At 68.3% G+C, this 24,435-nt stretch carries 24 protein-coding genes; 13 read left to right on the forward strand and 11 right to left on the reverse strand.

What is annotated here, in order from left to right:
- Nucleotides 1-50 precede the first annotated feature (50 nt).
- Nucleotides 51-1,073: a class II fructose-bisphosphatase gene (glpX, locus tag BWQ92_RS03885; RefSeq protein WP_377958804.1), complete on the reverse strand. Its 1,023-nt coding sequence runs from the start codon at nucleotides 1,071-1,073 to the stop codon at nucleotides 51-53.
- 192 nt (nucleotides 1,074-1,265) lie between these two features.
- Between glpX and BWQ92_RS03890 the strand changes: the two genes are divergently transcribed.
- The 3 genes from BWQ92_RS03890 to BWQ92_RS03900 all read left to right on the forward strand — a co-directional run bounded on the left by BWQ92_RS03890 (nucleotide 1,266) and on the right by BWQ92_RS03900 (nucleotide 4,100).
- Nucleotides 1,266-1,961 carry a DUF4245 domain-containing protein gene (locus tag BWQ92_RS03890; protein ID WP_076798375.1) on the forward strand — a complete coding sequence of 232 codons (696 nt, stop codon included), beginning with the start codon at nucleotides 1,266-1,268 and terminating at the stop codon, nucleotides 1,959-1,961.
- A 9-nt stretch (nucleotides 1,962-1,970) separates the two neighbouring features.
- A complete protein-coding gene (locus BWQ92_RS03895) occupies nucleotides 1,971-2,585 on the forward strand; it encodes a carbonic anhydrase (RefSeq protein ID WP_076798376.1) in 615 nt (204 codons plus the stop codon).
- 87 nt (nucleotides 2,586-2,672) lie between these two features.
- Nucleotides 2,673-4,100 (forward strand): class II fumarate hydratase, encoded by a 1,428-nt coding sequence (locus tag BWQ92_RS03900; RefSeq protein WP_076798377.1) that lies wholly within the window; start codon nucleotides 2,673-2,675, stop codon nucleotides 4,098-4,100.
- Between the two features lie 227 nt (nucleotides 4,101-4,327).
- Here BWQ92_RS03900 and BWQ92_RS03905 read toward each other — a convergent pair whose 3' ends face one another.
- Nucleotides 4,328-4,879: a prepilin peptidase gene (locus tag BWQ92_RS03905; protein WP_076798378.1), complete on the reverse strand. Its 552-nt coding sequence runs from the start codon at nucleotides 4,877-4,879 to the stop codon at nucleotides 4,328-4,330.
- Between the two features lie 58 nt (nucleotides 4,880-4,937).
- Here BWQ92_RS03905 and BWQ92_RS03910 point away from each other — a divergent pair, with 58 nt between their 5' ends.
- The 3 genes from BWQ92_RS03910 to BWQ92_RS03920 all read left to right on the forward strand — a co-directional run bounded on the left by BWQ92_RS03910 (nucleotide 4,938) and on the right by BWQ92_RS03920 (nucleotide 7,089).
- On the forward strand, nucleotides 4,938-5,735 hold the full coding sequence (locus BWQ92_RS03910) for a hypothetical protein (protein WP_076798379.1): 798 nt from the start codon (nucleotides 4,938-4,940) through the stop codon (nucleotides 5,733-5,735).
- Between the two features lie 83 nt (nucleotides 5,736-5,818).
- On the forward strand, nucleotides 5,819-6,373 hold the full coding sequence (locus BWQ92_RS03915; protein ID WP_236783096.1) for a hypothetical protein: 555 nt from the start codon (nucleotides 5,819-5,821) through the stop codon (nucleotides 6,371-6,373).
- A gap of 65 nt (nucleotides 6,374-6,438) precedes the next feature.
- On the forward strand, nucleotides 6,439-7,089 hold the full coding sequence (locus BWQ92_RS03920; RefSeq protein WP_076798380.1) for a GNAT family N-acetyltransferase: 651 nt from the start codon (nucleotides 6,439-6,441) through the stop codon (nucleotides 7,087-7,089).
- A 59-nt stretch (nucleotides 7,090-7,148) separates the two neighbouring features.
- On the opposite strand, the gene BWQ92_RS03925 is transcribed toward BWQ92_RS03920, so the two are convergent.
- Both BWQ92_RS03925 and BWQ92_RS03930 read right to left on the reverse strand, forming a co-directional pair.
- Nucleotides 7,149-8,585: a PhoH family protein gene (locus BWQ92_RS03925; protein WP_076798381.1), complete on the reverse strand. Its 1,437-nt coding sequence runs from the start codon at nucleotides 8,583-8,585 to the stop codon at nucleotides 7,149-7,151.
- A gap of 270 nt (nucleotides 8,586-8,855) precedes the next feature.
- Entirely contained in the window at nucleotides 8,856-9,617 is a 762-nt protein-coding gene (locus tag BWQ92_RS03930; RefSeq protein ID WP_076803496.1) for an isoprenyl transferase, read from the reverse strand.
- 177 nt (nucleotides 9,618-9,794) lie between these two features.
- Here BWQ92_RS03930 and trhA point away from each other — a divergent pair, with 177 nt between their 5' ends.
- A complete protein-coding gene (gene trhA / locus BWQ92_RS03935; RefSeq protein ID WP_236783097.1) occupies nucleotides 9,795-10,568 on the forward strand; it encodes a PAQR family membrane homeostasis protein TrhA in 774 nt (257 codons plus the stop codon).
- Here trhA and BWQ92_RS03940 read toward each other — a convergent pair.
- The 3 genes from BWQ92_RS03940 to mca form a co-directional block, all read right to left on the reverse strand.
- The gene (locus BWQ92_RS03940) at nucleotides 10,549-12,744 is read right to left on the reverse strand and encodes a thioredoxin domain-containing protein (RefSeq protein WP_076798382.1); all 2,196 of its coding nucleotides are present in this window, start codon (nucleotides 12,742-12,744) and stop codon (nucleotides 10,549-10,551) included. The genes trhA and BWQ92_RS03940 overlap by 20 nt on opposite strands.
- Nucleotides 12,722-13,000 (reverse strand): hypothetical protein, encoded by a 279-nt coding sequence (locus BWQ92_RS03945; RefSeq protein ID WP_076798383.1) that lies wholly within the window; start codon nucleotides 12,998-13,000, stop codon nucleotides 12,722-12,724. The genes BWQ92_RS03940 and BWQ92_RS03945 overlap by 23 nt, the downstream gene beginning before the upstream one ends.
- 144 nt (nucleotides 13,001-13,144) lie before the next feature.
- On the reverse strand, nucleotides 13,145-14,050 hold the full coding sequence (mca, locus tag BWQ92_RS03950) for a mycothiol conjugate amidase Mca (protein ID WP_076798384.1): 906 nt from the start codon (nucleotides 14,048-14,050) through the stop codon (nucleotides 13,145-13,147).
- A gap of 84 nt (nucleotides 14,051-14,134) precedes the next feature.
- Between mca and BWQ92_RS03955 the strand changes: the two genes are divergently transcribed.
- Both BWQ92_RS03955 and greA read left to right on the forward strand, forming a co-directional pair.
- The gene (locus tag BWQ92_RS03955; protein ID WP_076798385.1) at nucleotides 14,135-14,605 is read left to right on the forward strand and encodes a DUF4307 domain-containing protein; all 471 of its coding nucleotides are present in this window, start codon (nucleotides 14,135-14,137) and stop codon (nucleotides 14,603-14,605) included.
- Between the two features lie 203 nt (nucleotides 14,606-14,808).
- Nucleotides 14,809-15,303 carry a transcription elongation factor GreA gene (greA, locus tag BWQ92_RS03960; RefSeq protein WP_076798386.1) on the forward strand — a complete coding sequence of 165 codons (495 nt, stop codon included), beginning with the start codon at nucleotides 14,809-14,811 and terminating at the stop codon, nucleotides 15,301-15,303.
- Between the two features lie 133 nt (nucleotides 15,304-15,436).
- Here the strand turns inward: greA and BWQ92_RS03965 are convergent, their stop codons facing one another.
- The 4 genes from BWQ92_RS03965 to BWQ92_RS03980 form a co-directional block, all read right to left on the reverse strand.
- Nucleotides 15,437-16,042 (reverse strand): rhomboid family intramembrane serine protease, encoded by a 606-nt coding sequence (locus BWQ92_RS03965; protein WP_076798387.1) that lies wholly within the window; start codon nucleotides 16,040-16,042, stop codon nucleotides 15,437-15,439.
- Nucleotides 16,043-16,050: 8 nt separating this feature from the next.
- Nucleotides 16,051-17,289 (reverse strand): threonine ammonia-lyase, encoded by a 1,239-nt coding sequence (gene ilvA / locus BWQ92_RS03970; RefSeq protein WP_076798388.1) that lies wholly within the window; start codon nucleotides 17,287-17,289, stop codon nucleotides 16,051-16,053.
- 3 nt (nucleotides 17,290-17,292) lie between these two features.
- Nucleotides 17,293-18,708: an AI-2E family transporter gene (locus BWQ92_RS03975; protein WP_157365094.1), complete on the reverse strand. Its 1,416-nt coding sequence runs from the start codon at nucleotides 18,706-18,708 to the stop codon at nucleotides 17,293-17,295.
- 66 nt (nucleotides 18,709-18,774) lie between these two features.
- The gene (locus tag BWQ92_RS03980) at nucleotides 18,775-19,728 is read right to left on the reverse strand and encodes an aldose 1-epimerase family protein (RefSeq protein ID WP_076798389.1); all 954 of its coding nucleotides are present in this window, start codon (nucleotides 19,726-19,728) and stop codon (nucleotides 18,775-18,777) included.
- A gap of 178 nt (nucleotides 19,729-19,906) precedes the next feature.
- On the opposite strand from BWQ92_RS03980, the gene BWQ92_RS03985 reads away from it, so the two are divergent.
- From BWQ92_RS03985 to BWQ92_RS04000, 4 genes are read left to right on the forward strand one after another with little or no spacing between them, the layout of a single operon-like run.
- Nucleotides 19,907-20,752, forward strand: a complete 846-nt coding sequence (locus BWQ92_RS03985) for a DeoR/GlpR family DNA-binding transcription regulator (RefSeq protein WP_076798390.1) — start codon at nucleotides 19,907-19,909, stop codon at nucleotides 20,750-20,752.
- Nucleotides 20,749-21,927, forward strand: a complete 1,179-nt coding sequence (gene galT, locus BWQ92_RS03990) for a galactose-1-phosphate uridylyltransferase (protein WP_076798391.1) — start codon at nucleotides 20,749-20,751, stop codon at nucleotides 21,925-21,927. The genes BWQ92_RS03985 and galT overlap by 4 nt, the downstream gene beginning before the upstream one ends.
- Nucleotides 21,924-23,081 (forward strand): galactokinase, encoded by a 1,158-nt coding sequence (gene galK / locus BWQ92_RS03995; protein WP_076798392.1) that lies wholly within the window; start codon nucleotides 21,924-21,926, stop codon nucleotides 23,079-23,081. The genes galT and galK overlap by 4 nt, the downstream gene beginning before the upstream one ends.
- 40 nt (nucleotides 23,082-23,121) lie before the next feature.
- Complete coding sequence (locus BWQ92_RS04000; RefSeq protein WP_076798393.1) at nucleotides 23,122-24,360, forward strand: acetyl-CoA C-acetyltransferase; 1,239 nt, start codon at nucleotides 23,122-23,124, stop codon at nucleotides 24,358-24,360.
- Nucleotides 24,361-24,435: the final 75 nt, after the last annotated feature.

Genomic DNA, 24,435 nt, shown 5'->3' on the forward strand with positions numbered 1-24,435 from the left:
AATCCGATTGGAAATGGGGCCACAACTGTACGTTCGCGCTGGAAGGGGGGCTAGCTCTTGCGGGCGTAGCCTTCCCACTTGCTGGCCTGGTGCTCGCCGTCCACGAAGCGGATGGTGCCGGACTTGGAGCGCATGACGATCGACTGCGTCATGACCTTCTCCTTGTTGTACCGGACGCCGCGGAGGAGGTCGCCGTCGGTGATGCCGGTGGCGGCGAAGTAGCAGTTGTCGCTGGTGACGAGGTCGTTGGTGGACAGGACCCGCTCGAGGTCGTGGCCGGCGTCGATCGCCTTCTGCTTCTCGTCGTCGCTCGTGGGCCACAGCCGGCCCTGGATCACGCCGCCGAGGGACTTGATGGCACAGGCCGCCACGATGCCTTCCGGGGTGCCGCCGATGCCCATGAGGGCGTCCACGCCGGTGCCGGAGCGGGCAGCCGCGATGGCACCTGCGACGTCGCCGTCCATGATGAACTTGGTGCGCGCGCCGGCTTCGCGGATCTCCTCCACCAGCGGGCGGTGGCGGTCACGGTCCAGGATCATGACGTTGAGCTGGTTGACCTTCACGCCCTTGGCCTTGGCGATCAGGTGCAGGTTCTGCTTGACCGGCAGGCGCAGGTCCACCATGTCTGCGGCCTCGGGACCGGTGACCAGCTTCTCCATGTAGAACACGGCGGAGGGGTCGAACATGGAGCCGCGCTCAGCGACGGCCAGGACTGCCAGCGCGTTGTTGATGCCGAGGGCGGTCAGGCGGGTTCCGTCGATGGGATCGACGGCGACATCGCACTCGGGGCCGGTGCCGTCACCCACCTGTTCGCCGTTGAACAGCATCGGGGCCTCGTCCTTTTCGCCTTCGCCGATGACCACGACGCCGTTGAAGTGCACCGTCTGAAGGAAGGAACGCATGGCGTCGACGGCGGCACCGTCCGCCTTGTTCTTGTCGCCGAATCCCACCCAGTGGCCACCGGCGATGGCGGCGGCTTCGGTAACGCGGACGAGTTCAAGGGCGAGGTTGCGGTCCGGCTCGTCGGTTCCGACGGCGAGCGACGGAGAAAGCGTTGAGTACTTCTGGCTGATGGACGCTGATGACACGTGAACCTCTTCTTCGAGTGGCGATCATTGAACCCGCGAGGCCTGAGTAGACCATCGCGGTGATTCCTCTGTAACTGATCATAGTCGTGGCGCGGGCTCTCCGGCGGCGGATGACCGCACCCCGTAACGGACGGCTGGCCTCACCCCCCGGGCTTCGAATGTGAGTTCGGACCCCGCATGCGCGACTATAGAAGGGTGAGTGATACGCAGGACCAGTCCACCCCCTCGAGCCAAGGTCAGGCTCCCAACCCCTCCCCGGCGCCGGCCAGCCAGCCCGTCAAGCCCGTAATCGCCGCGGCTGCTGCGAAGCGGGCCAATGCCTCGGTAATCGGAATGATCATCGCCCTCGTGGTGAGCGTCGCGGCGTTCCTGCCTATCGTCCTCATGAACCCGTCCCCGAAGTCGGACGGCTACCGCCCCAATATCGATGTCAGCGCCGTGGCCACCAACGCCAAGGGTGTGGCGGGATTCACACCTGTGGCCCCCGCGCCGGGCGACACATTCCGCCCGAACTACGCCCGCTGGGCTGCTGGCAGCGGCACCGGAGTCGCGGCCTGGGAGGTCGGGTACGTCACCCCCAAGGAAAAATTCATCGGCCTGACCCAGACCAGCAAGGCCAACCCCACCTGGCTCCTGCAGCAGACCAAGAACGCCCCCGTCACCGGCACCCGCAATGCCGGGGGCAAGGAGTGGGAGCTCCACGACACCGGCAAGGGCGAGAAGAGCATGGTGCTCGCCTACCGCGGCTCAACCGTCGTCCTGGCGGGAGACGCCAACCTGGAGGAGTTCGCGGTCCTGGCTGCCGCCGTCGTCAAATCCCTGGAAAGTAACCCTGCTGTCATTGTTTCCCCTTCGCCGAGCCCCGCGCCGTAAGGTGGGGCGGTGACCACTTACCTGACCCCTGCCCTGGCCTGGCGCCGTCTGCGCGAAGGCAACGAACGCTTCGTCACCGGTGAATCCTCGCACCCCAACCAGGACGCCTCACGGCGGTCCTCGCTCGTGGAGAACCAGCACCCTTTCGCCGTGATCTTCGGCTGCTCGGACTCGCGGCTCGCCGCCGAGATCATTTTCGACGTCGGGCTCGGTGACGTCTTCGTTGTCCGCACCGCCGGCCAGGTCATCGACGACGCCGTACTCGGCTCGCTCGAGTACAGCATCGGTGTGCTGGGCGTGCCGCTGATCGTGGTGCTCGGCCACGACAGCTGCGGAGCCGTCAGCGCCACGAAGGACGCCGTCGAAACCGGCCAGATGCCGGCGGGCTTCATCCGCGACCTCGTGGAGCGCATCACGCCGTCGGTCCTCACCTCCCTGCGCAATGAGCAGACGGAGGTCAACGACATGGTGGTGGAGCACGTCAAGCAGACCTCACACCGTCTCGTGGACAGCTCACGTGTGATTTCGGACGCAATCGAGTCCGGCCGGACAGCTGTCATCGGCCTCTCCTACAGCCTCGGCGAGGGCCACGCGGAGCTTGTTTCCGGAATCGGCGACCTCTAAAAGCAGCCTGAAAACGCCCGGGCGGGCCGCATGAAGCATGCCGTTCACGGTTTTCGATGCGGCGCCCGGGCGTCCTAAGCTAGCCCCATGACTTCCACTGAAGAGTTCCGTATTGAACATGACACGATGGGCGAAGTCCGCGTCCCCGTGAACGCCCTGTACCGCGCGCAGACGCAACGTGCAGTCGAGAACTTCCCGATCTCCGGAAAAACCCTGGAACGTGCCCACATTGAGGCGCTGGCCCGGGTCAAGAAGGCCGCTGCCCAGGCCAACGCTGAACTGGGTGTGCTCGACGGCGAGCTGGCCAAGGCGATCGCGGACGCCGCCGACGAGGTGGCCACGGGCAAGTACGACGGCGACTTCCCCATCGACGTTTTCCAGACCGGCTCCGGCACGTCCTCGAACATGAACACCAACGAGGTCCTCGCCGAGCTGGCAACGCGCGCCCTGAAGGCCGCCGGCAGCGACAAGGTGGTCCACCCCAACGACCACGTCAACGCCTCGCAGTCCTCCAACGACGTGTTCCCCACCTCCGTCCACGTCGCAGCCACCTCGGCCCTGATCAACGACCTCATTCCGGCCCTCGGCTACCTCGCCGAATCACTGGAGCGCAAGGCCGTCGAGTTCAAGGACGTCGTCAAGTCCGGCCGCACGCACCTCATGGACGCCACCCCGGTCACCCTGGGCCAGGAATTCGGCGGCTACGCCGCGCAGGTCCGCTACGGCATCGAGCGCATCAACGCCGCACTCCCCCGCGTCGCCGAAGTTCCCCTCGGCGGCACCGCCGTGGGAACCGGCATCAACACCCCGGCCGGCTTCCCGGAGCGCGTCATCGAACTGCTCGCCACGGACACCGGCCTGCCGCTGACCGAAGCACGCGACCACTTCGAGGCTCAGGCCAACCGCGACGGCCTCATCGAGGCCTCCAGCCAGCTGCGCAACATTGCCATCTCCTTCATGAAGATCAACAATGACCTGCGCTGGATGGGCTCCGGCCCCAACACCGGCCTCGGCGAAATCGCCATTCCGGACCTGCAGCCGGGCTCCTCGATCATGCCGGGCAAGGTCAACCCCGTCATCTGCGAGGCGTCCATCATGGTCTGCGCCCAGGTCATCGGCAACGACACCGCCATCGCCTGGTCCGGCACCAACGGCGCCTTCGAGCTGAACGTCGGCATCCCGGTGATGGCCGCGAACCTGCTCGAGTCCGTCCGCCTGCTGGCCAACACCAGCCGCGTCATGGCTGACAAGATGATCGACGGCATCACCGCCAACGTGGAGCGCGCCCGCTTCCTCGCCGAGGCCTCGCCGTCGATCGTCACCCCGCTGAACAAGTTCATCGGTTACGAAAACGCAGCCAAGATCGCCAAGACCGCGGTGGCCGAGGGTCTCACCGTCCGCCAGGCCACCGAGAAGCTGGGCTTCGTCGGCGAAGGCGAAGGCAAGGTTTCCGAAGCGGATCTCGACAAGGCCCTGGACGTCACCACCATGACGGCCCCGGCCCACAAGGCCTAGGTCTCCCCACCGCCTCTGCGGAGGCGCCAATAAAGTACGACGGCGGTCGCCCACCTTCATCGCGAAGGCGGGCGGCCGTCGTCGTTCTTTTGGGCCACAACTGTACGTTCGCGCTTCCAGGTGGGGCCACAACTGTACGTTCGCGCTTCCAGGTGGGGCCACAACTGTCCGTTCGCGCTCAGGTGTGGGGCCACAAGTGTACGTTCGCGCTCGGTCAGAGGTGGAGGTCAGGCGGGCAGCAGCACCATCGCCACGGCCGCGCCGGCCAGCATGAACGGCCCGAACGGAATGGCCGACTTGAGCGTCCCGCGCCGCAGCGCCAGCACGCCGATGCTCCAGAGGCCGCCGAGCAGGAACGCGGCGAACGTCCCCGCAAACACATGCGGCCAGCCCAGGTAACCCAGGTACAGCCCGAGGACACCGGCGAGTTTCACATCACCGAACCCCATGCCGGGCGGGTACACCAGCCGCAGCAGGAAGTAGAACAGCCACAGCACCGCTCCCCCGGCCAGGATCCGCAGCGCCGGGACGCCGAAAAGGCGGGCCCCGCCGTCGGGCACTCCGGACGGATCACCGACGGCGAGGGTCAGCACCGCGCCCAGCAGCAGCGCGCCGGCCACGGCATAGGAGGGGAAGACGATCCGGTTCGGCAGCAGGTGGTGCCGGACGTCGATCACCGTGAGCCGCACCGCCATTACGGCAAAGTAGGCGCACGCGGCGAGCACCAGCCAGAATGCGGCGGGTGCGGCTTCCCAGAGTTCCCCCAGTCGTTGGATCACCCTCGGATGCTACTGGATTGCCCGTCCCGGCGCTGGGGGCCGCGCGTAAACTGTGGATATGGTGACCTGGGACGCCAAACACGCGCAGGAACATGGCGGCGATGCTCCGCCCACATCGGCTGCCTCCTTTCGCAATCTTTGCCGCTCGTCCCCGTGGAAATGGCAGTCCCTGCGCTTCGAATACACCGAAACTCCGGGCAGCGGACCTCCCGCCACTGACATGGTCCGCGCCTGGCTGCGCCGTCCCGGCGCCCTCCGCCTGGAGTCCGCCGACGGCACCCTGCTCGGCAGCACCACAGGCATCAACGATTCCCGCGACGGCCTGTACATCAGCGCCACCCGGAAGTCCTGGCTTCTTCCTGCGCACCTGGTCACGCCGGTCTATGACGACGGCGGGCTGGTGCGCCGCCGCCCGGAGGCCGCCTACGGGGAACCCTCCTTCGGAAACGGCCGCTTCGCTGCCGCGCTGGATCCGGTGGAGCTGGCGGGCAATGCCCCGGTGCCCCTGGAGTTCCCCAACGCCAACGCCGTCGAAGTGCTGGAGCCCGTCCAGGAGGTGACGCACGAGGGCCGTACGGCGCTGGAAACCGTGGTGTCCCCGAACCCCGGTTACCGTCCGCTGGATTCGGCAACGCCCCTCTGCGGCCCGGGCCGGACCAGGATCCGCGTTGATGCCGGCACCGGTGTGTGCGTGGCCGCCGAACCGCTCGACGGCGGCGGGCAGCTTCCCGGGCACCGCATCCGGATCCTGGCCGTGGACGAGTACATGCTGGACGATCTTTTCGTGGCGCAGCCGATGAACCTCACAGACGTGCGCGAGCACATCCCGTGGCCGCTGCGTCCCAACCCTGCGTGACCGGTGGCTGCGCCTGACCGGGACGCCCGGAATGCGGGGTGCAGCGCAGGTTTTCTCCAACCTGGCCGCCGCACACTCGTGCCATGTCAGCCATGGCCCGAGACGTCTCGACAACCGACGCGGGGGACGCCGGGTCGCCCCGTTCCCGGCACCGCAGGAAGCTGCTGCTGATCCCGCTCTCCCTGCTCTGTGCCCTGGGACTTCTGCTGGGATATCTCTTCCTCACCGCCAAACCGGAGGCCAGCACGCCGCTGGGTGCGAGCGCGGCGGTTCCCGGCGGGACGGCGCGGGTCAGCGATGTGGTCCCGCTGGAAAAGGACGGCTGGCTTCCGCCGGAGCGCGTCCAGGTGCTGGACGCCGGCCCGTCGGCGGGGACCCACCGGGTGCGCATCCTGGTGCAGTTCACGGCCCTGGACGGCGAGGGCATCGGCCTGGACACGTCACAGTTCGCGGTGACGGGGCTGGGTGCCGGCAGCATCCGTCCGCTGTGGGCGGCACCCGGGAAGGCGCAGCTGCGGCAAGGTGACTCAGCCGATGCCACCATGGTGTTTGAGCTTCCCAACCGGGCAGTTGCCCTGGTGCTGGAAGGACCGGATAACACCCGGCTGTCCCTCGGCCTGTCGCACCACACCGGCTGACGGCCCGGCGGCCGGCAGCCCCCGGCCGGCAAGGGCGCTCCCCACAGATCGGTTAGGCTTCCGGCATGACCGAGCTGACCTCCGTGTGGCCTCCGTTCGCCCTCACCCTGAGCACGCCCAGGCTCACACTGCGGCCCCTGCGCGACGACGACATCCCCAAGGCCGTTGAAGCGGCGGCCAGCGGCATCCACGACCAGGGCCGGAACCCGTTCAGCACGCCCTGGACCGCGGTGCCCGCCGAGGAGCTCGGCCCCACCATGGCCCGCTGGTACTGGCAGTGCCGCGCCGCCTCCACGCCGGAGTCCTGGACTCTGGCACTGGGCATCTGGCACGACGGCACCTTCCTCGGCTGCCAGGACATGGCAGCGCGGGACTTTTCCATCCTCCGCACCGTCACCACCGGATCATGGCTGCGGAGAAGCGCCCAGGGGCGCGGCTTCGGCAAGGAGATGCGGGCCGCCGTCGCGCTTTACGCCTTCGACTGGCTCGGCGCTGAGGTGTGCGAATCCGACGCGGCACACTGGAACGCCGCATCGCTGGGCGTCTCCCGCGCTCTCGGCTACGAACTGAACGGTGTCACCCGCATGTCCTGGGCCGGCAAGCCGGAAACGGTCCAGCGGGTGCGCCTCACGCCGGAAACCTTCAACCGCCCCGACTGGCAGTTGCGGGTGGAAGGTCACGAACCGACGGCGAAGTTCCTCCTGGGAGTCAACTAGGGCGGCGGGGCGCCGTTGCCGTGGAAGCAGCGCGGCAACGGCACCCCGCCGTCATCGAACTACGCCCCTTCGAGCAGGTCCGTGACGAGCGCCGCGATGGGCGAGCGTTCGGAGCGGGTGAGGGTGATGTGGCCGAAGAGCGGGTGGCCCTTGAGCGTTTCGACGACGGCTGCGATGCCGTCGTGCCGTCCGACCCGGAGGTTGTCGCGCTGTGCGACGTCGTGGGTGAGGACGATCTTCGAGTTCTGCCCGATCCGGCTCATGACGGTCAGCAGGACGTTCTTCTCCAGCGACTGGGCCTCATCCACGATCACGAAGGCGTCGTGCAGGGAACGGCCGCGGATGTGGGTCAGCGGCATGACCTCCAGCATGCCGCGGTCCATGACCTCCTCCACGACTTCCTGGCTCACGAGCGCGCCCAGGGTGTCGAAGACCGCCTGCGCCCAGGGGTTCATCTTTTCCGCCTCCGAGCCCGGCAGGTAGCCGAGCTCCTGGCCGCCCACGGCGAACAGCGGACGGAAGACGATCACCTTGCGGTGCTCGCGGCGCTCCAGCACCGCTTCCAGGCCGGCACACAGGGCGAGGGCTGACTTGCCGGTGCCTGCGCGTCCGCCCATGGACACGATGCCCACGGCCGGATCCATCAGCAGGTCGATGGCGAGCCGCTGCTCCGCGGAGCGTCCGTGGAGTCCGAAGATGTCGCGGTCGCCCCTGACCAGGCGGACCTGTTTGTCGGCGCCGACCCGGCCCAGGGCGGACCCGCGGCTGGAGAGCACCACGAGGCCGGTGTTGACGGGCATCTCGGCGGCCGCCGGGATGAAGACGGGCTCGTGGCCGTAGAGCGTGGAGATTTCCTCGTCGCTCGCATCGATCTCCGCCACCCCGGTCCACCCGGAGTCCTTGACGAGCTCGTTGCGGTATTCGTCGGCCAGCAGGCCCATGGCCGAGGCCTTCACCCGCATGGGGAGGTCCTTGGACACCACGGTGACGTTGCGCCCCTCGTTGGAGAGGTTCTTGGCGACGGCGAGGATGCGGCTGTCGTTGTCCCCTGCGCGGAATCCGGCCGGAAGGACTTCGGCCGAGATGTGGTTCATCTCGATCATGAGCGTACCGCCCGCGTCACCCAGGGGGATGGGCCGGTTCAGCCCGCCGTGCTGGATGCGGAGATCATCAAGGAGCCGGAGCGCCTTCCGTGCAAAGTAGCCGAGTTCGGGGTCGTGCCGCTTCCCTTCAAGTTCGGTGATCACCACGATCGGCACAACGACCTCATGCTCCGCAAACCGCAGCAGGGCGCGGGGGTCGGAGAGCAGCACGGAGGTATCGATGACGAAAGTGGAGACTGCTGGCTGGGATTCAGTCCGTGGGCCGGAAACAGCAAGACCGGCTGCGGCGTCTTTCATGTCCGCACCGGTCTTTGAATTGGCTCGCTTGGCGCGAGAGGTAGCCTTCTCACCCGTGTCCGTGATGACGTCGGGCAGTTGTTCAGAAATAGCCACATCGACTCCAGCCCCGGGGCGCACGCCCGGAATTGTTATTGGTGAGGCGGTTCGGCCACGAGGCCGGATCCGGCCTCCCATACAGCCGGTGCGAAAAATCGCTCCATGTACTGGCCTCCCCGATCAGCCGGCGGTTTGCCTGCTGATGGGTTTAACGTAAATCGGCCCGCAGTAATTTCCAACGTCTTCTTCCGGCGATTCCTGTTGCCGGCGCGTGAATTCGGAGTGAACGGAAACAGCCCATGGCAGGGCCGCCAGACAACGGAAGGGCTATGAACCGAAGCGCCGCTGCCGGCCCGCGTAGTCACGGAGGGCGCGCAGGAAATCGACCTTCCGGAAGGCCGGCCAGAGTGCCTCGCAGAAGTAGAACTCGCTGTAGGCGCTTTGCCACATGAGGAAACCCGAGAGCCGCTGCTCCCCGGACGTCCGGATGACCAGGTCCGGATCGGGCTGCCCGCGGGTGTAGAGGAAGCGTGAGATGTCCTCCACGCTCAGGGAATCCGCGAGCTCGGTGATGTCGGCCTTGTGCGCCACGGCGTCGTGCAGCAGCTCGCGTACCGCGTCCACGATTTCGCGTCGGCCGCCATAGCCGACGGCCACGTTCACGTGCAGTTTCTCGCGCACCGGCGTCCGGGCAGTGAGCTTGGTCAGGCGGTCCGCCAGGTAGTCCGGGAGCAGCTCCGGGGCGCCCATGGCGTGCACCGAGATGTCCTCATCCTCGTCCAGCCGGTCCAGCGTGTTGGCGATGATGCCCATGAGGAGATCGAGCTCCTCGCCGGAACGGCTCATGTTGTCCGTGGAAAGCATGTACAGGGTGACCACCCGGACGCCAAGCTCCTGGCACCAGCCGAGGAACTCGTGGATCTTGTCGGCGCCGGCCTGGTGGCCCTGGCTGGTCGGGGCATTGAACTGCCGCGCCCAGCGCCGGTTGCCGTCCACCATGACGCCAATGTGGCGGGGGATCCGTTCCGGCTCCAGGGACCGCAGCAGCTTGCGCTCGTAGAAGCCATAGAGGAACCCGGGCCATTCCATCCGGAGATTCACCTGACTTCCTGCTGTACGACTTTTCTGCAAGTCCTAGGCTACCGCCCGCAGGCCGGGGCCGTGTGCAGGTGCCCGCAGAGCGGTCCGGCGGACGAGCCTCCCAAGCACCAGGACCGGAACACTACCGGCAGGTAACTTACTGAACCGTAGGTTATTCTGGAGGGCATGGAGAGCAATGCCCCGGATGGCAGGCCGGGCGCGCCGGGCGGGCCGGACCCGGAACCTGCGAAACGGAACCCAGGCCGGCAGCCGGCCCCGGCAACAGAGCCAAGCGCCGTGGACGACGCCGCGGAACGCATCGCAGAACTGCTGACCATCAAGCCAAAGTGGCGGGGATGGATCCACACCGTCACCGCCCCGTTAGCCCTGGCTGCGGGGATTGTCCTGGTTGCGCTGGCTCCCACGGCGGACCGCAAGATCACGTCCGCCATCTATGCCCTGACCGGGGTCCTGCTGTTCGGAGTCAGCGCGGTCTACCACCGCGGCAACTGGTCCCCCGGGGTCAAGCGCGTCCTCAAACGGCTCGACCACACCAACATCATGCTGGTGATTGCCGGCAGCTACACGCCGCTCGCGTGGAGCCTGCTGGACAGGCCGGCGGCGGAGGTCCTGCTCTGGCTGATCTGGCCCGCCGCGGTCCTCGGGGTGCTGTTCCGGCTGCTGTGGACCGACGCCCCGCGGTGGCTGTATGTGCCCATCTACATCGGCCTCGGCTGCGGGTCCCTGTTCTACCTGCCCGCGTTTTTCGCCGCGAGCGTCCCGGCGGCACTGCTCATCTGCATCGGCGGCGCACTGTACATCGCCGGGGCCGTGTTCTACGCGCTCAAGAAGCCCAACTTCAGCTACCGGCACTTTGGCTTCCACGAACTGTTCCACGCGTTCACGGTGCTGGCCTTCGGCGCGCACTTCGCGGCCATCCTCATGGCCGTGCTGAGCTGACCCGCTCGAGCGCCTCCTCAGCGGTTGCCACCGGCCGGTCACAGACCATGCCGCGGCACACATACACCAGCGGCTCTCCGCCGGGTCCGGCCGTCCTGTGCCGCAGCAGCGGCACTTCTGCCGGCGTCCCGCCGTCGTCCGCGTCCCCTGCCGCCACCACCAGCCCCGGGCTCGGGGACAGCAGCAGCGCGCGGTGGAGGGCGTCCCGCTCCGGACCGGGAGGCCCGACGACGGCGGCCTCCACCGGCCCGGCAAGCGCGGCCTGCGCTGTGGCCAGGAGCCATCCCGCCACCCGCGGTGCCCGTGTTGCCAGCGGGGGCACCAGTGCCAGGATGTTCGCGGAGATGGTCCGGTGTTCGGCGGAACCGGACAGGGCGGCGTAGCTCAGCAGGACGCCGGCGAAGGCGGCCGCGCCGCTGGGCGTCGCGTTGTCGAAGGGATCCAGGCCCGGCGTTCCGCCCTGGGCGCTGACCACCTGCTCCGATTCCCCCGCCGAGTCGGCGAGCCTGCCGCCGTCGACGAACCGGGTGCAGGCGGCCTGGATCAGCGCCTCGGCGAGCGCGTACCAGCGGCCGGCGCCTGTGGCCGCATACAGGGCCAGGAAGCCGTCCGCGCAGAAGGCATAGTCCTCGAGCAGGCCGCCGATGCCCCGGGCTGCGCCGCCGTGCGACACCCGGACCAGTTGCCCGGCCGCCTGCGGCCCGCCAGGTTCCGGCCGCCAGTGGACCCGTTCCAGGTAGCCGGCGATCCGGCCGGCAGCGTCCACCAGGTCCGGCCGGTCCAGGACGGCGCCGGCCTCCGCGAGCGCCGCCACGGCGAGCCCGTTCCAGCCGGCCACCACTTTCTCGTCCCGCTCGGGCTGCGGCCGCCGTGCCCTGGCTTCCCGGAGGCGGCCCCGCACCTCCTGCCAGAGCCGCACCTCGTCTGAGTCCAGTGCCCGGCCCGGGTGCAGCGGCGAGCCGAGCTCCGAGACGGTGCCGCGGGGGCCGATGTTCATCATCCAGGCGGCAGCGGTGGCGTCCTCCGCGCCAAGCACCTGTTCGAGATCCGCGGGAGTCCAGAGGTAGCTGCCCCCTTCGTGGTGCTCCCCGTCCACCACGGAGTCCGCATCCAGCGAGGACGCCAGCCCGCCCTCCGGAAGCCCCAGCGCGGCGAGCATCCATTCGGCGGTCCGCGCCGCGACATCCGCAGCCTCGGCGGCCGGGAACCCTGCAGTGCCGCCCAGCCTGATCCAGTGGACGTAAGTCCGCAGCAGCTGGGCGTTGTCGTAGAGCATCTTTTCGAAGTGCGGAACGGACCAGTCCCGCGTCACCGAGTAGCGGGCGAAACCGCCGTCGAGCTGGTCAAAGAGAGCCGAGCGGGCCATGGCCGCGAGGGTGCGCCCGGCCATCTCCCGGGCTTCACCGGCCGTGTCCGAGGGGACCGCCGCGTGCCGGATCAGGAACTCCAGAACGGCCGACGGCGGGAATTTGGGGGCGGTGCCGAACCCGCCGTCGTCGGGGTCTTCGGACCCGGCCAGGGAACGGACGGCGGCCGGCAGCAGGCCGGCGTCGAGCAGTTCCGGGGGCCGGGACACGTCCACGGCGGCGGCGAGCTGCACCTGGCCCATGTTCTGCGCGAGCGAGCGGGCGTTTTCCTCGACGGCGCCGCGGCGTTCTACCCAGGCCTCGGACACAGCCTCAAGAACCTGGCGGAAGGAGGGGCGCCCGGGCATGGGACGGGGCGGGTAGTAGGTGCCCGCGTGGAAGGCCAGGCCCGCGGGGGTCAGGAAGACGGACATGGGCCAGCCGCCCTCGCCGCTGATGGCCTGGGTAGCGGCCATGTACACCGAGTCCACGTCCGGACGTTCCTCGCGGTCCACCTTGACCGGCACGAAATGGCGGTTCAGGTAATCGGCGGTGGACTGGTCCTCGAAGGATTCGCGGGCCATGACGTGGCACCAGTGGCAGGCGGCGTAGCCGATGGAGAGGAACACCGGAACGTCCCGGGACGCGGCAGCCGCAAAGGCGGCGTCCCCGAACGGCTGCCAGTGCACCGGGTTGCCGGCGTGCTGGCGCAGGTAGGCCGAGGGTTCAGCATCGAGGGCGTTGCGTTCCCCCGGCCGGGGATCCCCTGGCCGGGGTTGCCCTGGTGCGGGCGGCCCTGATCGGGGATCAGGTGTCGGTGCGGCCTGCATTGCCGTTGGCGGCATCGTCGCGGGCAATGTCCGCCGCCTCGGCGGCAGCCAGGCGTTCTTCCTCCACCTGCGCACGGTACCGCACGCGGCGGATGCGGCGCACCATGTCCACGATCAGCAGCGCGGTGAGCACCACGATGAAGGCGGTCAGCAGGAAGCCCAGCAGGCCGGGCGTGACCTGGTCCTCGGACAGGCCGGGGCGCAGCGACGGCGAGGGTGCCGGGGACGCTGCCAGGGCGATGAGCAAATGGTGCACTGTTCAAACCTTCTCAAGGCTGGGGCCGCCGTCGGCAGCCTGGGCTAACGTCCGGCCCGTTGGTACGCGCGCGGCCACGGCCGCACGGTGTTTCCGCACGGTACGCGGAAACTTTCTACGCGGGATAGAAAATGTCTCTTGTCTCTATCTTAGCCCCGCGAACAGGTCCTTTTCCGGCAGCTCCGGGGCCACCTTCGACTGGATCAGCGTGTAGTCCTCCCAGGGCCAGACGCGCGCCTGCATTTCGGCCGACACGGCGAAGAAGAAGCCCAGCGGGTCCACCTGGGTCCGGTGGGCGCGGAGCGCGTTGTCACGGGTCTCGAAGAAGTCGCCGCAGTCCACCTGGGTGGTGGTCTCATGCGTGGGCGGAGGCGGCGTGTGGCCTTCGGCGTCGGCCTCAAGCCAGGCGGCAAGGCGCTGCGCGTAGGGCGACTGGAGGCCGGCCTCCTCCAGCGCGAAGTGCAGCGCACGGAAGCGTTCGGGGCTGAACGCGCGGTCGTAGTAGAGCTTGCTGGGCTCCCACGCCTCCCCGGTGCCCGGATACCTGGCGGGGTCGCCCGCGGCTTCGAAGGCTTCCACCGCAACCCGGTGCGCCATGATGTGGTCCGGATGCGGGTAGCCGCCGTTCTCGTCATAGCTGACCATGACGTGCGGCTTGAAGTCCCGGACCAGCCTGACGAGGGGCGCCGCAGCGCGTTCCAGGGGCTGCAGGGCAAAGCAGCCAGCCGGCAGCGGCGGGAGCGGGTCCCCTTCGGGCAGCCCCGAGTCCACGAAGCCCAGCCAGCGCTGCCGGATGCCGAGGATCCGGGCGGCCTCGTTCATTTCCAGGCGCCGGGCACCGGCCATGTCCCGCTTCGGATGGGGCGCGGCCTCCATGGCGGGGTTCTGGATGTCGCCGCGGGAGCCGTCCGTGCAGGTTGCGACCATCACATCCACGCCGGCCGCGGCGTACATCGCCATGGTGGCTGCGCCCTTGCTGGATTCGTCATCCGGGTGGGCGTGGACTGCCAGCAGGCGAAGCTTGGACGTCTGGCTGGTGGACGCTGTCATCTGGGACTGCTCCTCTTTCTCCTGGGACGGACTGCAATGCTGACGCCGGATATTTCCCGCGTTGATCGCCACTAAACTGGAAGGGTGACTACCGAGGACAAGTCGGCCACCGCCCAGCCTGCAGACATTAGCCTAGCCAATCGCTATGGCCCCCCAAAGCGCAGGATGTCCGGGAAGGCCAAGCGCTGGGCGGGAATCGCTGCGCTTGCGGCCGGGATGGGCTTTCTGGCCTGGGTGTCCACGTCCAATGCCACGGCGTCGGTGACGTTCAAGGACATCGGCTACCGGACCACGGATGCCACCCAGGCCGAAGTGGACTTCCAGGTGACGAGGGAACCCGGCACGGCAGTCAAGTGCGCCGTCAAGGCGCTCGATTCCAAGTTCGCGGTGGTCGGCTGGAAGGTGGTCGACATCCCGCCCGTCCCGCAGGAGGCGCAGGGCCAAAGCGCCGACGGCGGACGCACCCTCGCCCAGCGGGTTGTCCTGCGCACCGAATCGCAGGCCGTCTCGGGCGTCGTGGACAGCTGCTGGATCCCGAAGCCCGCGGCCTCCTAGGCCCGATTAGGCACGCCGGGTAAGCGGGCAGCAGAAGAAGCTATGTGACCCACGCCCCTTGGTTATTGGGTTTACTCCACAGGATTGACTACAATGAATCAATACCTTTACCCCGCTGAGATGGTTGCTGAGTTCCACAGGTGGCCACCGTGGCGGGGTCTTTGTTTGTTTGACCGCTTGTACACCCACTAGAGGAGAAGTCCGTGTCTACCACTAACAGTGCGCCTGCAGCTTGGCTTACCCAGGAAGCTTTTGACCGCCTGAAGGCAGAGCTGGACCATCTTTCCGGCGCCGGCCGGGCGGAAATCGTCCAGAAAATCGATGCCGCGCGTCAGGAGGGCGACCTCAAGGAGAACGGCGGTTACCACGCTGCGAAGGAAGAGCAGGGCAAGATCGAGGCCCGCATCCGCCAGCTGACCGTCCTGCTCCGCGATGCCCACGTCGGCGAGGCACCGGCCGACGACGGAATCGTTGAGCCCGGCATGATCGTCGTCGCCCGCATCGCCGGTGACGAGGAGACCTTCCTGCTCGGCTCCCGCGAAATCGCCGGCGACTCCGACCTCGACGTCTTCAGCGAGAAGTCCCCGCTCGGTTCCGCCATCATGGGCCACAAGGAGGGCGACAAGCTCAGCTACACCGCCCCCAACGGCAAGGACATCTCGGTAGAGATCATTTCCGCCAAGCCCTACTCCGGCTAACACCGCATCCGTCCGCGGTCGCTGCAAACGCACGACGCCGGCCCTCCCCTTCCGGGGACGGCCGGCGTCGTGCTTTAACCCGTCTTAGCCCTGCTGGCGCCGCATAGCGGCGTTCAGAGCAGTTCAGCTGTGTTCAGCGGCGGGAGACCCGGGCCCGCAGCACCACGGCGGCCAGGACGCCGCCTGCGGCGCCGCCGAGGTGTGCCTGCCAGGAGACGTATCCCGCCAGGTTCGGAATGATCCCGAAAAGGATGCCGCCGTAGGCGAGGAACAGCACCACCGAGAGGAGGATCTGCCACCAGCTGCGGTTGATGAAGCCGCGCACCAGGAGGAACGCGAACAGGCCGAAGACCAGGCCGGACGAGCCCACGGTGACCCCGCCGGCGCCAAACAGCCAGACGGCCAGGCCGGAGCCCAGCCAGCTGCAGGCGACGGCCGTGAGGAAGACCCGGAGCCCGGACAGGAACACCAGGAACCCGAAGATGATCAGCGGCAGGGCATTGGACAGCACGTGGTTGAGGTTGGCGTGCAGCAGCGGGAAGGTGAACACGTCCAGGACGCCGTCGGCGCTTCTGGGCCTGAGCCCGAAGACGCCGTTCAGGGAGTGCAGCAGCACCGTGTTGAGCAGTTCGATGGCGAACAGGAGCGCCACGAAGGAACCCACCACCAGCAGTCCGCCCCTGGCACGGGCGGCAGCCGTTGCCCTGCCGGCCGGCGCCTCTCCGGAACTGTCCAGCATGCCGGCTCCTAGTGCACCACGATCGGCTGGAATCCCTCGGCGCGCAGGGCACCGAGGACCTGTTCGCCGTGTTCGTGGCCCTTGGTTTCCAGGTTCACGGTGATGGACACGTCGCCCATGCTGATGGAGCCGCCTACCCGGGTGTGGTCGAGGCCGGTGACGTTGGCATCGTTCTCGGCGATGATCCGCGCGATGGTGGCCAGCGAACCCGGCCGGTCATCGAGCATCATGCGCACGGTCATGTAGCGGCCGGCGGCGGACAGGCCGCGCTGGATCACCTTGAGCATCAGCATGGGGTCGATGTTCCCGCCGGAGAGCACGACGGCGGTGGTTCCCGGGTTTTCGATCTTGCCGTCCATGAGGGCCGCCACGCCCACGGCACCGGCGGGCTCCACCACCATCTTGGCCCGTTCCAGCAGGAAGATCAGGGCGCGGGCCAGCGAGTCCTCGCTGACCGTGACCACGTCATCCACCAGTTCACGGATGATGCTGAACGGAAGCTGGCCAGGCCGGCCGACGGCGATGCCGTCGGCCATGGTGGAAACCTTCTTGAGCGGCACCAGGGCATCCGCTGCCAGCGACGGCGGGTAGGCGGCCGCATTCTCTGCCTGGACGCCGATGATGCGGATGTCGCGGCCGAGCTCCCTGGCGCGGGCCTTCACGGCAACCGCGACGCCGGCCAGCAAGCCCCCGCCGCCGACCCCCATGAGGATGGTGTCAACATTGGGCACCTGCTCGAGGATCTCCAGGCCCAGCGTGCCCTGGCCTGCCACGACGTCCACGTTGTCGAAGGGGTGGACGAAGACCGCTCCCGTGTCGTCGGCGTAGCGCTGGGCCTCGGCCAGGGCTTCATCCACGTTGTGCCCGTGCAGGACCACCTCGGCGCCGTGGCTGCGCGTGGCGGCAAGCTTGGGCAGGGCCACGCCGAGCGGCATGTAGATCCGGGCCTTGATGCCCAGGCTCTTGGCGGCGACCGCCACGCCCTGCGCATGGTTGCCAGCGGAAGCAGCCACCACTCCGCGCTTCTTCTCGGCTTCGGAGAGGCGCGCCATCCGCACGTAGGCGCCGCGCACCTTGAAGGAGCCGGCGCGCTGCAGGTTCTCACACTTGAAATAGACGTCGCCGCCCACCATGCCGCCCAGGGCCCGGGAGGACTCCACCGGTGTCCGCGCAATAATCCCGTCCAGCAGCTTCTGCGCCTCAAGGACATCGTCCAGCGTGACGGGAAGGCTTTCGGGGGTGTTCACGAACTATTCTCCTTTGGGTGATTCAACGTCGGCACCCGGGGCAGCGTTGCCGTCCGGGGCGCCGTGTGCAGTGCCGGCAGGGTTGCCGTGGCCGGAATGCGAGCCCGGCAGCCGGACATCCTTGAACGTGTTGTCCTCGTCGGCAGAGGCCGGGTCTGCGGTACCCGCGGCAGCCGGCACAAGTTCATGTTCCCACGTTCTGGCAGCAATATACCGAATCGCCGAATTTGCTACGGCCAGGATGGGCACCGAGAACAGCGCACCGGGGATGCCGGCAAGGTAAGAACCGGCGGCAACGGACAGGATCACGGCCACCGGGTGCAGGGCAACAGCCTTGCCCATGACCAGCGGCTGCAGGATGTGGCTTTCCAGCTGCTGCACCAGCAGCACGATGCCCAGCATGATGAGTGCGTTGACCGGGCCGTTGGCCACCAGCGCGAGCAGCACCGCGATGGCGCCCGTCACCAGCGCACCGACGATGGGGATGAAGGAGCCGATGAAAACCAGCACCGCCAGGGGCAACGCCAGCGGGACTCCGATGATCGCCGCGCCGGCGCCGATGCCCACGGCGTCCACGAACGCCACAAACATCTGGATCCGGGCATAGCTGACCATGGACGCCCAGCCGCGCCGGCCGGCGCCGTCAGTGGCCGCGCGGGCCTGGCGCGGCAGGAGCCGGACCAGGAACGCCCAGATGCGGCTGCCCTCGAGGAGGAAGAAGATCAGGATGAACAGCGCCAGGATCATGCCGGCGGCGAAGTGCCCGGCAGTGCTGCCGAAGGAGAGTGCCCCGCTGAGGATACTGCTGCTGTTGTTCTGCAGCGCCGCCGTGGCCTCCTTGATGTACTGGTCGATCTGCGCCGCGCTCAGGTGCAGCGGCCCCTGGGCCAGCCAGTCCTGGATCTGCTGGATGCCGGTCAGCGCTTCGCTCCACAGCTCCTGGAAACCGAGGGCAAGCTGCCGGCCGACGAGTGCCAGGGAACCGGCGATAAGGCCGATGAAGGCAAGGACGGTGATCGCGACGGCGGCGCCGTTGGGCACCTGGGACTCTCGCAGCCAGCGCACCACCGGACTCAGCAGGCCGGCCAGCAGCGCTGCCACCATAACGGGAATGATGAGGAAACTGACCTTGGCCAGCAGCCAGACCAGTGCCCCGGTGATCAGCAGGATCAGGCCCAGCCGCCAGGCCCATGCCGCCGCAATGCGCACGCCGTAGGGAATGTCCTGCTCCAGGTCACGGTCGGTGCGGATGCGCCGCGGCTCGAGGCGCTCGAAGGGGCCGCGCCCGACGGGTCCGGCGCCCGCTGCTGCGCCTGCCCCGCCGGTGTTGCCGCCGCTCCCGGCCGCGGCTGCGCTTCCGGTGGCGCTGGCGCCCATGTTGGCTGCGTTGTCTGGTGTGGCGTCCCTTGCTGGCGTCATAGCCCAATACTTCCCTAGCCGCAGGGTTATGGGAAAGCGGAGTAGGAGGAACAGGGCCCGCCTGACCTAGCCCAGGTCGGCGCGGATGCCCCAGGTAGCCGTGAACGAGTCGCCGGGGGCCAGCCAGCGGAGGCTGTCCCCCGAGTTGAAGGCATTGGCCGGACCGGTCATCGGTTCCAGCGCCACGGCTGCGGGCCGGCCCGGGTAGATGCGGCTGACAAAGACGTGGACGAACGGGCAGGTCTCGTCCTGCCAGAGGCTTACGCTGCGGCCGTCCGGAGCCGTCAGCGTGTGCCGGGCGATGCCGCCGTCGAACTCCAGATCGGTCAGGGCGGCGTCGAGATCCAGCTCCCCCACCGTCCTCCCCCGGCGCAGGTCGCTGTCCGCCGAAACCGGCTCGGAGCTGCGGGGGATCATCCGCGCATCCGCCACCAGCCGCGTGGCGGCGTTCACGGTCAGGGTGAGTTCCTCGGAGGGAACATCGCCAATCCGGAGGTAGGGGTGCGCACCGAGCACGAACGGCGCCTCGGCCCCGGAATCATTGACCAGGGTTTGCCGCACCTCCAGGCCCAGGTCTTCGGCCAGGGAGTACTCCACCCGGTGCCATACCAGGAAGGGGTAGCCGTGCTGGGGGAACACGGGCGCCTCAAGAGTCACGGCAAACTCGGATTCGGCCACCAGGGCGTACGACGCATTCCGCAGCAGCCCGTGGCTGGCGTTGTTTTTGGAAACCTCGGTGATATCCAGCTGCTGCTTCTTGCCGTTCAGGTGCCATACCCCGTCCTCCACCCGGTTGGCCCACGGCGCCAGCGTGATGCCCGCCGCGCCGGGCGGAATGTCGGAATCCCCGTAGGACTCGGTCAGCTGAACGCCTCCCCGGCTGTACCACCGCAGCCCGGCAGCCAGCTCAGTGACCACGGCGAGCGCGTCGCCCCGCCTGAGCTCGTACTGCCTGCCCGTGGCGTAGCGCCGCTGAGCCTGGACGGAATCGCTGGTTTCGGAAGTCGCGCCGGAAGTCATGGACCTACCGTACAACGCACATACGGCAACCCATGCCCCATGAGGGAACGAACAGCCTTGTTATCTTTTGGTAGAAAGTATTTGTTTTTGATCGTTTTGTGCCACAATGGATTCCGAGCCCGAAAGTGACCGGGCCCACAAACACAGACGCCTGGGTCACCGGGGAAGGAGGAGACAAGTGCTCGCAACGCAGCGGCAGCACCGCATCCTCCAAGAGCTCGACGCGGAAGGAACCGTCCGCGTGGCAGCGCTGGCAGACCTGCTTCGCGTCTCCGAAATGACCGTCCGCCGCGACATCGACGTGCTCGACGCCGAAGGCCTGCTGCTGCGGGTTCACGGCGGCGCCACCCGTGCCTCCTCCTTCAGCACACTTGAACCGGGGTTCGGCGCCAAATCGGCACGGGAAACGGATGCGAAACGGGCCATCGCCGCGGAGGCGCTCACGCTGCTCCGCCCCGGCATGACCCTGCTGGTTTCCGGCGGCACCACCACTCACGAGCTCTCGCGGCTGCTCCCCCGGGATCTCGGGCTCACGGTGGCCACCAACTCCCTCATGGTGGCCAACTCATTGGGTCCGGCCGGCGACGGCGGCATCCGCACCGTGGTGCTCGGCGGCCAGCGCACCCCGTCCGAAGCCCTCGTTGGCCCGGTGACGGTGCATGCGCTGGACAACCTGCACGCCGACCTGTGCTTCATGGGCGTGCACGGCTTCGACCCGAAGGCCGGCATCACCTCGCCGAATCTCCTCGAGTCCGAGGTCAACGCCGCCATGGTCGCTGCCTCCGACAGATTGGCAGTGCTCGCCGACGCCACCAAATACGGGACCGTGGGGCTCGCCCGGATCGCCCCGCTATCCGCCGTCGGCACCCTCATCAGCGACGACCGGATCAGAACGGGTGCCGCCGGCCCCGGCGCCGAGAACCTGCTCCGGCAGTCCGTCGGCGAGCTGCGGCTGGCGCCGGTAAACCAAACATTGCTGAACCAACCACCCATGACCCCCGCGTTCAAAGGACACGACGCATGACCCACATCACCAGCACCCAGCTCGCCGACGGCCGCGAACTGCTCTATTTCGACGACGCCGGCTCAACCCGACCCCGGTCCGTGGAGCTCACGCAGGACGGCCGGGACCTTCCGCCCCGCGGCGAGCCTGGCGAAGTCCGGTTCGACGCACTGACCGGCGAATGGGTGGCCGTGGCCGCGCACCGGCAGACACGCACCCACCTCCCGCCCGCGGACCAGTGCCCCATCTGCCCCACCACCGACGCCAACCCGTCCGAGATCCCGGCGCCGGACTACGACGTCGTGGTATTCGAGAACCGCTTCCCCTCCCTCGGCCCGGCAGTGGGCCCCGTCCCTGCCAACCCAGGCTGGGGTACCACCGGCCCGGCGTTCGGGCGCTGTGAGGTGGTCACCTTCACCCCGGAGCACACAGGATCATTCAGCGGCCTGAGCGAAACCCGCGCCCGCACGGTGGTGGAGGCCTGGGCACACCGGACGGCTGCGCTCAGCGCGCTGCCAGGCATCAAACAGGTTTTCCCGTTCGAAAACCGCGGCGCGGACATCGGCGTCACCCTGCACCATCCGCACGGCCAGATCTACGCCTACCCGTACGTCACCCCGCGCGCCGCTGTCATGGGCGCCGCCGCCCGCAGGTTTTATGACGACGCCGGCGGGCAGCAGACGCTGACCGGCTCACTGTTGCGAGCCGAGCGGGAGGACGGCAGCCGGATGGTGCTGGAAAGCGACAGCTTCAGCGCCTACGTTCCATTCGCTGCCCGGTGGCCGCTGGAGATCCACCTCGTCCCGCACCGCCAGGTCCCGGACCTGGCCGCGCTGAGCGGGGAGGAGAAGGACGAACTGGCCCACGTCTACCTCGACCTGCTCAAGCGCCTCGACGCGCTCTATCCCACCCCGACGCCCTACATTTCAGCGTGGCACCAGGCACCTGTGGATGATCTCCTGCGTCCGGCCAGCTACCTGCACCTGCAGCTGACGTCCCCGCGCCGGGCGGAGGACAAGCTGAAGTTCCTGGCCGGCTCGGAGGCGGCCATGGGGGCCTTCATCAACGACACCATGCCCGAACAGGTGGCGGAGCGGCTCCGCTCGGTCACCGTCCCGGCATCCCCCGCCGAAGCCCTCGCTCCGGTTGCCCCCGGACTGATCGAGCCGGACCTCATCGAAGGAGCCCACGCATGACCGCCCCCGCCACCACCGACCTCGAGGCGCGGTTTTCCGCCGCGTTCGGCCGCCAGCCCGACGGCGTGTGGCAGGCTCCCGGCCGGGTCAACGTGATCGGCGAACACACGGACTACAACGAGGGTTTCGTGCTGCCGTTTGCGATCGACAGGACCGCCCGCGTGGCCGTGGGGGTACGCCCGGACTCCACCGTCCGGATGCTCTCGACCTACGGGGACCAGGGAATCACGGCGGCGGACACCGCGTCTCTGGAGGGCGGCACGGCCAAGGGCTGGACCAAGTACCCGCTGGGCGTCATCTGGTCCCTGCAGCAGCGCGGCATCGACGTCCCGGGACTGGACCTGCTGCTGGACTCCGATGTGCCGCTTGGCGCCGGACTGTCCTCCTCGCACGCCATTGAATGCGCGGTGATCTCCGCACTCAACGACCTCACCGGCGCCGGCATGGGCCCGGAGGACATGGTGCTGGCCACACAACGTGCGGAGAACGACTTTGTAGGTGCGCCCACGGGCATCATGGACCAGTCCGCCTCGCTGCGCGGTTCGAAGGGCCACGCCGTGTTCCTGGACTGCCGCGACCAGAGCGTCGAATTGGTCCCCTTCGAGGCGGAGGCTGCTGGCCTCGTCCTGCTGGTCATCGACACCAAGGTCTCCCACTCCCATGCCGACGGCGGCTATGCCTCCCGCCGCGCCTCCTGCGAACTGGGTGCCCAGGTGCTGGGCGTCAAGGCGCTCCGCGACGTCACCGTGGGCGACCTCGAAGAGGCCAGCGGGCTGCTGGACGAGGTCACGTTCCGCCGCGTCCGGCACGTGGTCACAGAGAACGACCGTGTGCTGCAGACCGTGGAACTCCTGCGGCAGCAGGGACCGTCGGCCATCGGGGCCCTGCTCGATGCCAGCCACGCGTCCATGCGCGACGACTTCGAGATTTCCTGTCCGGAACTGGATCTCGCCGTCGGGAGCTCACGGGCGAACGGCGCCATCGGCGCCCGGATGACCGGCGGAGGTTTTGGCGGAGCGGCCATTGCCCTGACTCCGGTGAGCGAGGAGCAGCAGGTGCGTGCCGCCGTCGTACATGCCTTTGCGGAGGCGGGGTACGCCGCACCGGACATCTTCACCGTCACCCCGGCGGCAGGGGCAATGCGGCTGGTATAGCTCCCCTGCGCGGAGGCGGGTCCGGGCGTAGGCTGGTCGCATGCCTGAAGCAGTCATTGTTTCAACCGCCAGGAGCCCGATCGGCCGCGCCTTCAAGGGCTCACTGAAGGATGAGCGGCCGGACGACATGGCCGCCGCCATGGTCCGGGCGGCGCTGGCCAAACTGCCGGCGTTCGACCCCACCGGGGACACCGGGCCCGGACTGGACGACCTCTATCTCGGCTGCGCCGAACCCAGCGGCGAGGCGGGATCCAACATGGCACGCGTCGTCACCATCCTCACCGGACTGGACAACGTACCCGCGGCCACCGTCAACCGGTTCTGCGCCTCCAGCCTGCAGACCCTTCGGATGGCCTTCCACGCCATCCGGGCGGGCGAGGGCCAGGCGTTCGTGGCGGCCGGCGTCGAAGCCGTGTCCCGCTACCAGGACTGGGCCGGGGCGGGCGAAACGGGAGCCCAAAACCACAACCCGCTGTTCGAACCGGCCCGCCAGCGGACGGCCGCACGGGCGGAGTCGAACACGCCCTGGACTGATCCGCGGCTGGGTGACCGGATGCCGGACATCTACATCGCCATGGGCCAGACGGCCGAGAACGTGGCCACGTCCTACGGGATCAGCCGTGCGGACCAGGATGAGTGGGCCGTGCTGAGCCAGAACCGGGCCGAGGCGGCGATCGCCTCCGGCTTCTACGCCCGCGAAATCACACCGTACGAGCGGCGCGACGGCACGGTGGTGGACCGGGACGACTCGCCGCGCCCCGGCGTGAGCCTCGAGGCCGTCAGCGCCCTGCAGCCGGTCTTCCGGCGCGAGGGCACGGTCACTGCCGGCAATGCGTGCCCGCTCAATGACGGCGCCGCGGCCCTGGTGGTCATGAGCTACGACCTGGCCCGGGACCTCGGGCTGGAGCCGCTTGCCAGGATCGTCTCCACCGCGGCCACCGCCCTGTCCCCCGAACTGATGGGGATGGGGCCGGTGGAGGCCTCCAGGCAGGCGCTGGCCCGCGCCCGCCTGGACATGCGGGACATCGACCTCGTGGAGCTCAACGAGGCGTTCGCCGTCCAGGTGGTGGCCAGCGCCCGCGAACTCAAAATCGACCCGGCCAAGCTCAACATCCACGGCGGCGCCATCGCCTTGGGCCACCCCTTCGGCATGACCGGCGCGCGGATGACCACCACGCTGCTCAACGGCCTGCGCGAAACGGACGGAACGCTGGGCCTGGCCACCCTCTGCGTCGGCGGCGGCCAGGGCATGGCCGTGGTGCTGGAGCGGCTCACCTAGCCCGTTCCACTGGAGATTTTGTACAGATAATGGCTCCAAATGGCCCCCGAAGTCGCGACAAATGGACAAAAACCC

Origin of the sequence: Arthrobacter sp. QXT-31 (genome assembly GCF_001969265.1) — a bacterium.
Taxonomy (GTDB): Bacteria; Actinomycetota; Actinomycetes; order Actinomycetales; family Micrococcaceae; genus Arthrobacter.

Bases quoted from the DNA above. Each gene is read 5' to 3' on its own strand.
- BWQ92_RS03890 (WP_076798375.1), top strand. From the start codon at position 1,266: ATGCGCGACTATAGAAGGGTGAGTGATACGCAGGACCAGTCCACCCCC.
- BWQ92_RS03900 (WP_076798377.1), top strand. From the start codon at position 2,673: ATGACTTCCACTGAAGAGTTCCGTATTGAACATGACACGATGGGCGAA.
- BWQ92_RS03910 (WP_076798379.1), top strand. From the start codon at position 4,938: ATGGTGACCTGGGACGCCAAACACGCGCAGGAACATGGCGGCGATGCT.
- BWQ92_RS03915 (WP_236783096.1), top strand. From the start codon at position 5,819: ATGTCAGCCATGGCCCGAGACGTCTCGACAACCGACGCGGGGGACGCC.
- BWQ92_RS03920 (WP_076798380.1), top strand. From the start codon at position 6,439: ATGACCGAGCTGACCTCCGTGTGGCCTCCGTTCGCCCTCACCCTGAGC.
- BWQ92_RS03930 (WP_076803496.1), bottom strand. From the start codon at position 9,617: ATGGAATGGCCCGGGTTCCTCTATGGCTTCTACGAGCGCAAGCTGCTG.
- trhA (WP_236783097.1), top strand. From the start codon at position 9,795: ATGGAGAGCAATGCCCCGGATGGCAGGCCGGGCGCGCCGGGCGGGCCG.
- BWQ92_RS03940 (WP_076798382.1), bottom strand. From the start codon at position 12,744: ATGCAGGCCGCACCGACACCTGATCCCCGATCAGGGCCGCCCGCACCA.
- mca (WP_076798384.1), bottom strand. From the start codon at position 14,050: ATGACAGCGTCCACCAGCCAGACGTCCAAGCTTCGCCTGCTGGCAGTC.
- BWQ92_RS03965 (WP_076798387.1), bottom strand. From the start codon at position 16,042: ATGCTGGACAGTTCCGGAGAGGCGCCGGCCGGCAGGGCAACGGCTGCC.
- BWQ92_RS03975 (WP_157365094.1), bottom strand. From the start codon at position 18,708: ATGACGCCAGCAAGGGACGCCACACCAGACAACGCAGCCAACATGGGC.
- BWQ92_RS03980 (WP_076798389.1), bottom strand. From the start codon at position 19,728: ATGACTTCCGGCGCGACTTCCGAAACCAGCGATTCCGTCCAGGCTCAG.
- galT (WP_076798391.1), top strand. From the start codon at position 20,749: ATGACCCACATCACCAGCACCCAGCTCGCCGACGGCCGCGAACTGCTC.
- galK (WP_076798392.1), top strand. From the start codon at position 21,924: ATGACCGCCCCCGCCACCACCGACCTCGAGGCGCGGTTTTCCGCCGCG.
- BWQ92_RS04000 (WP_076798393.1), top strand. From the start codon at position 23,122: ATGCCTGAAGCAGTCATTGTTTCAACCGCCAGGAGCCCGATCGGCCGC.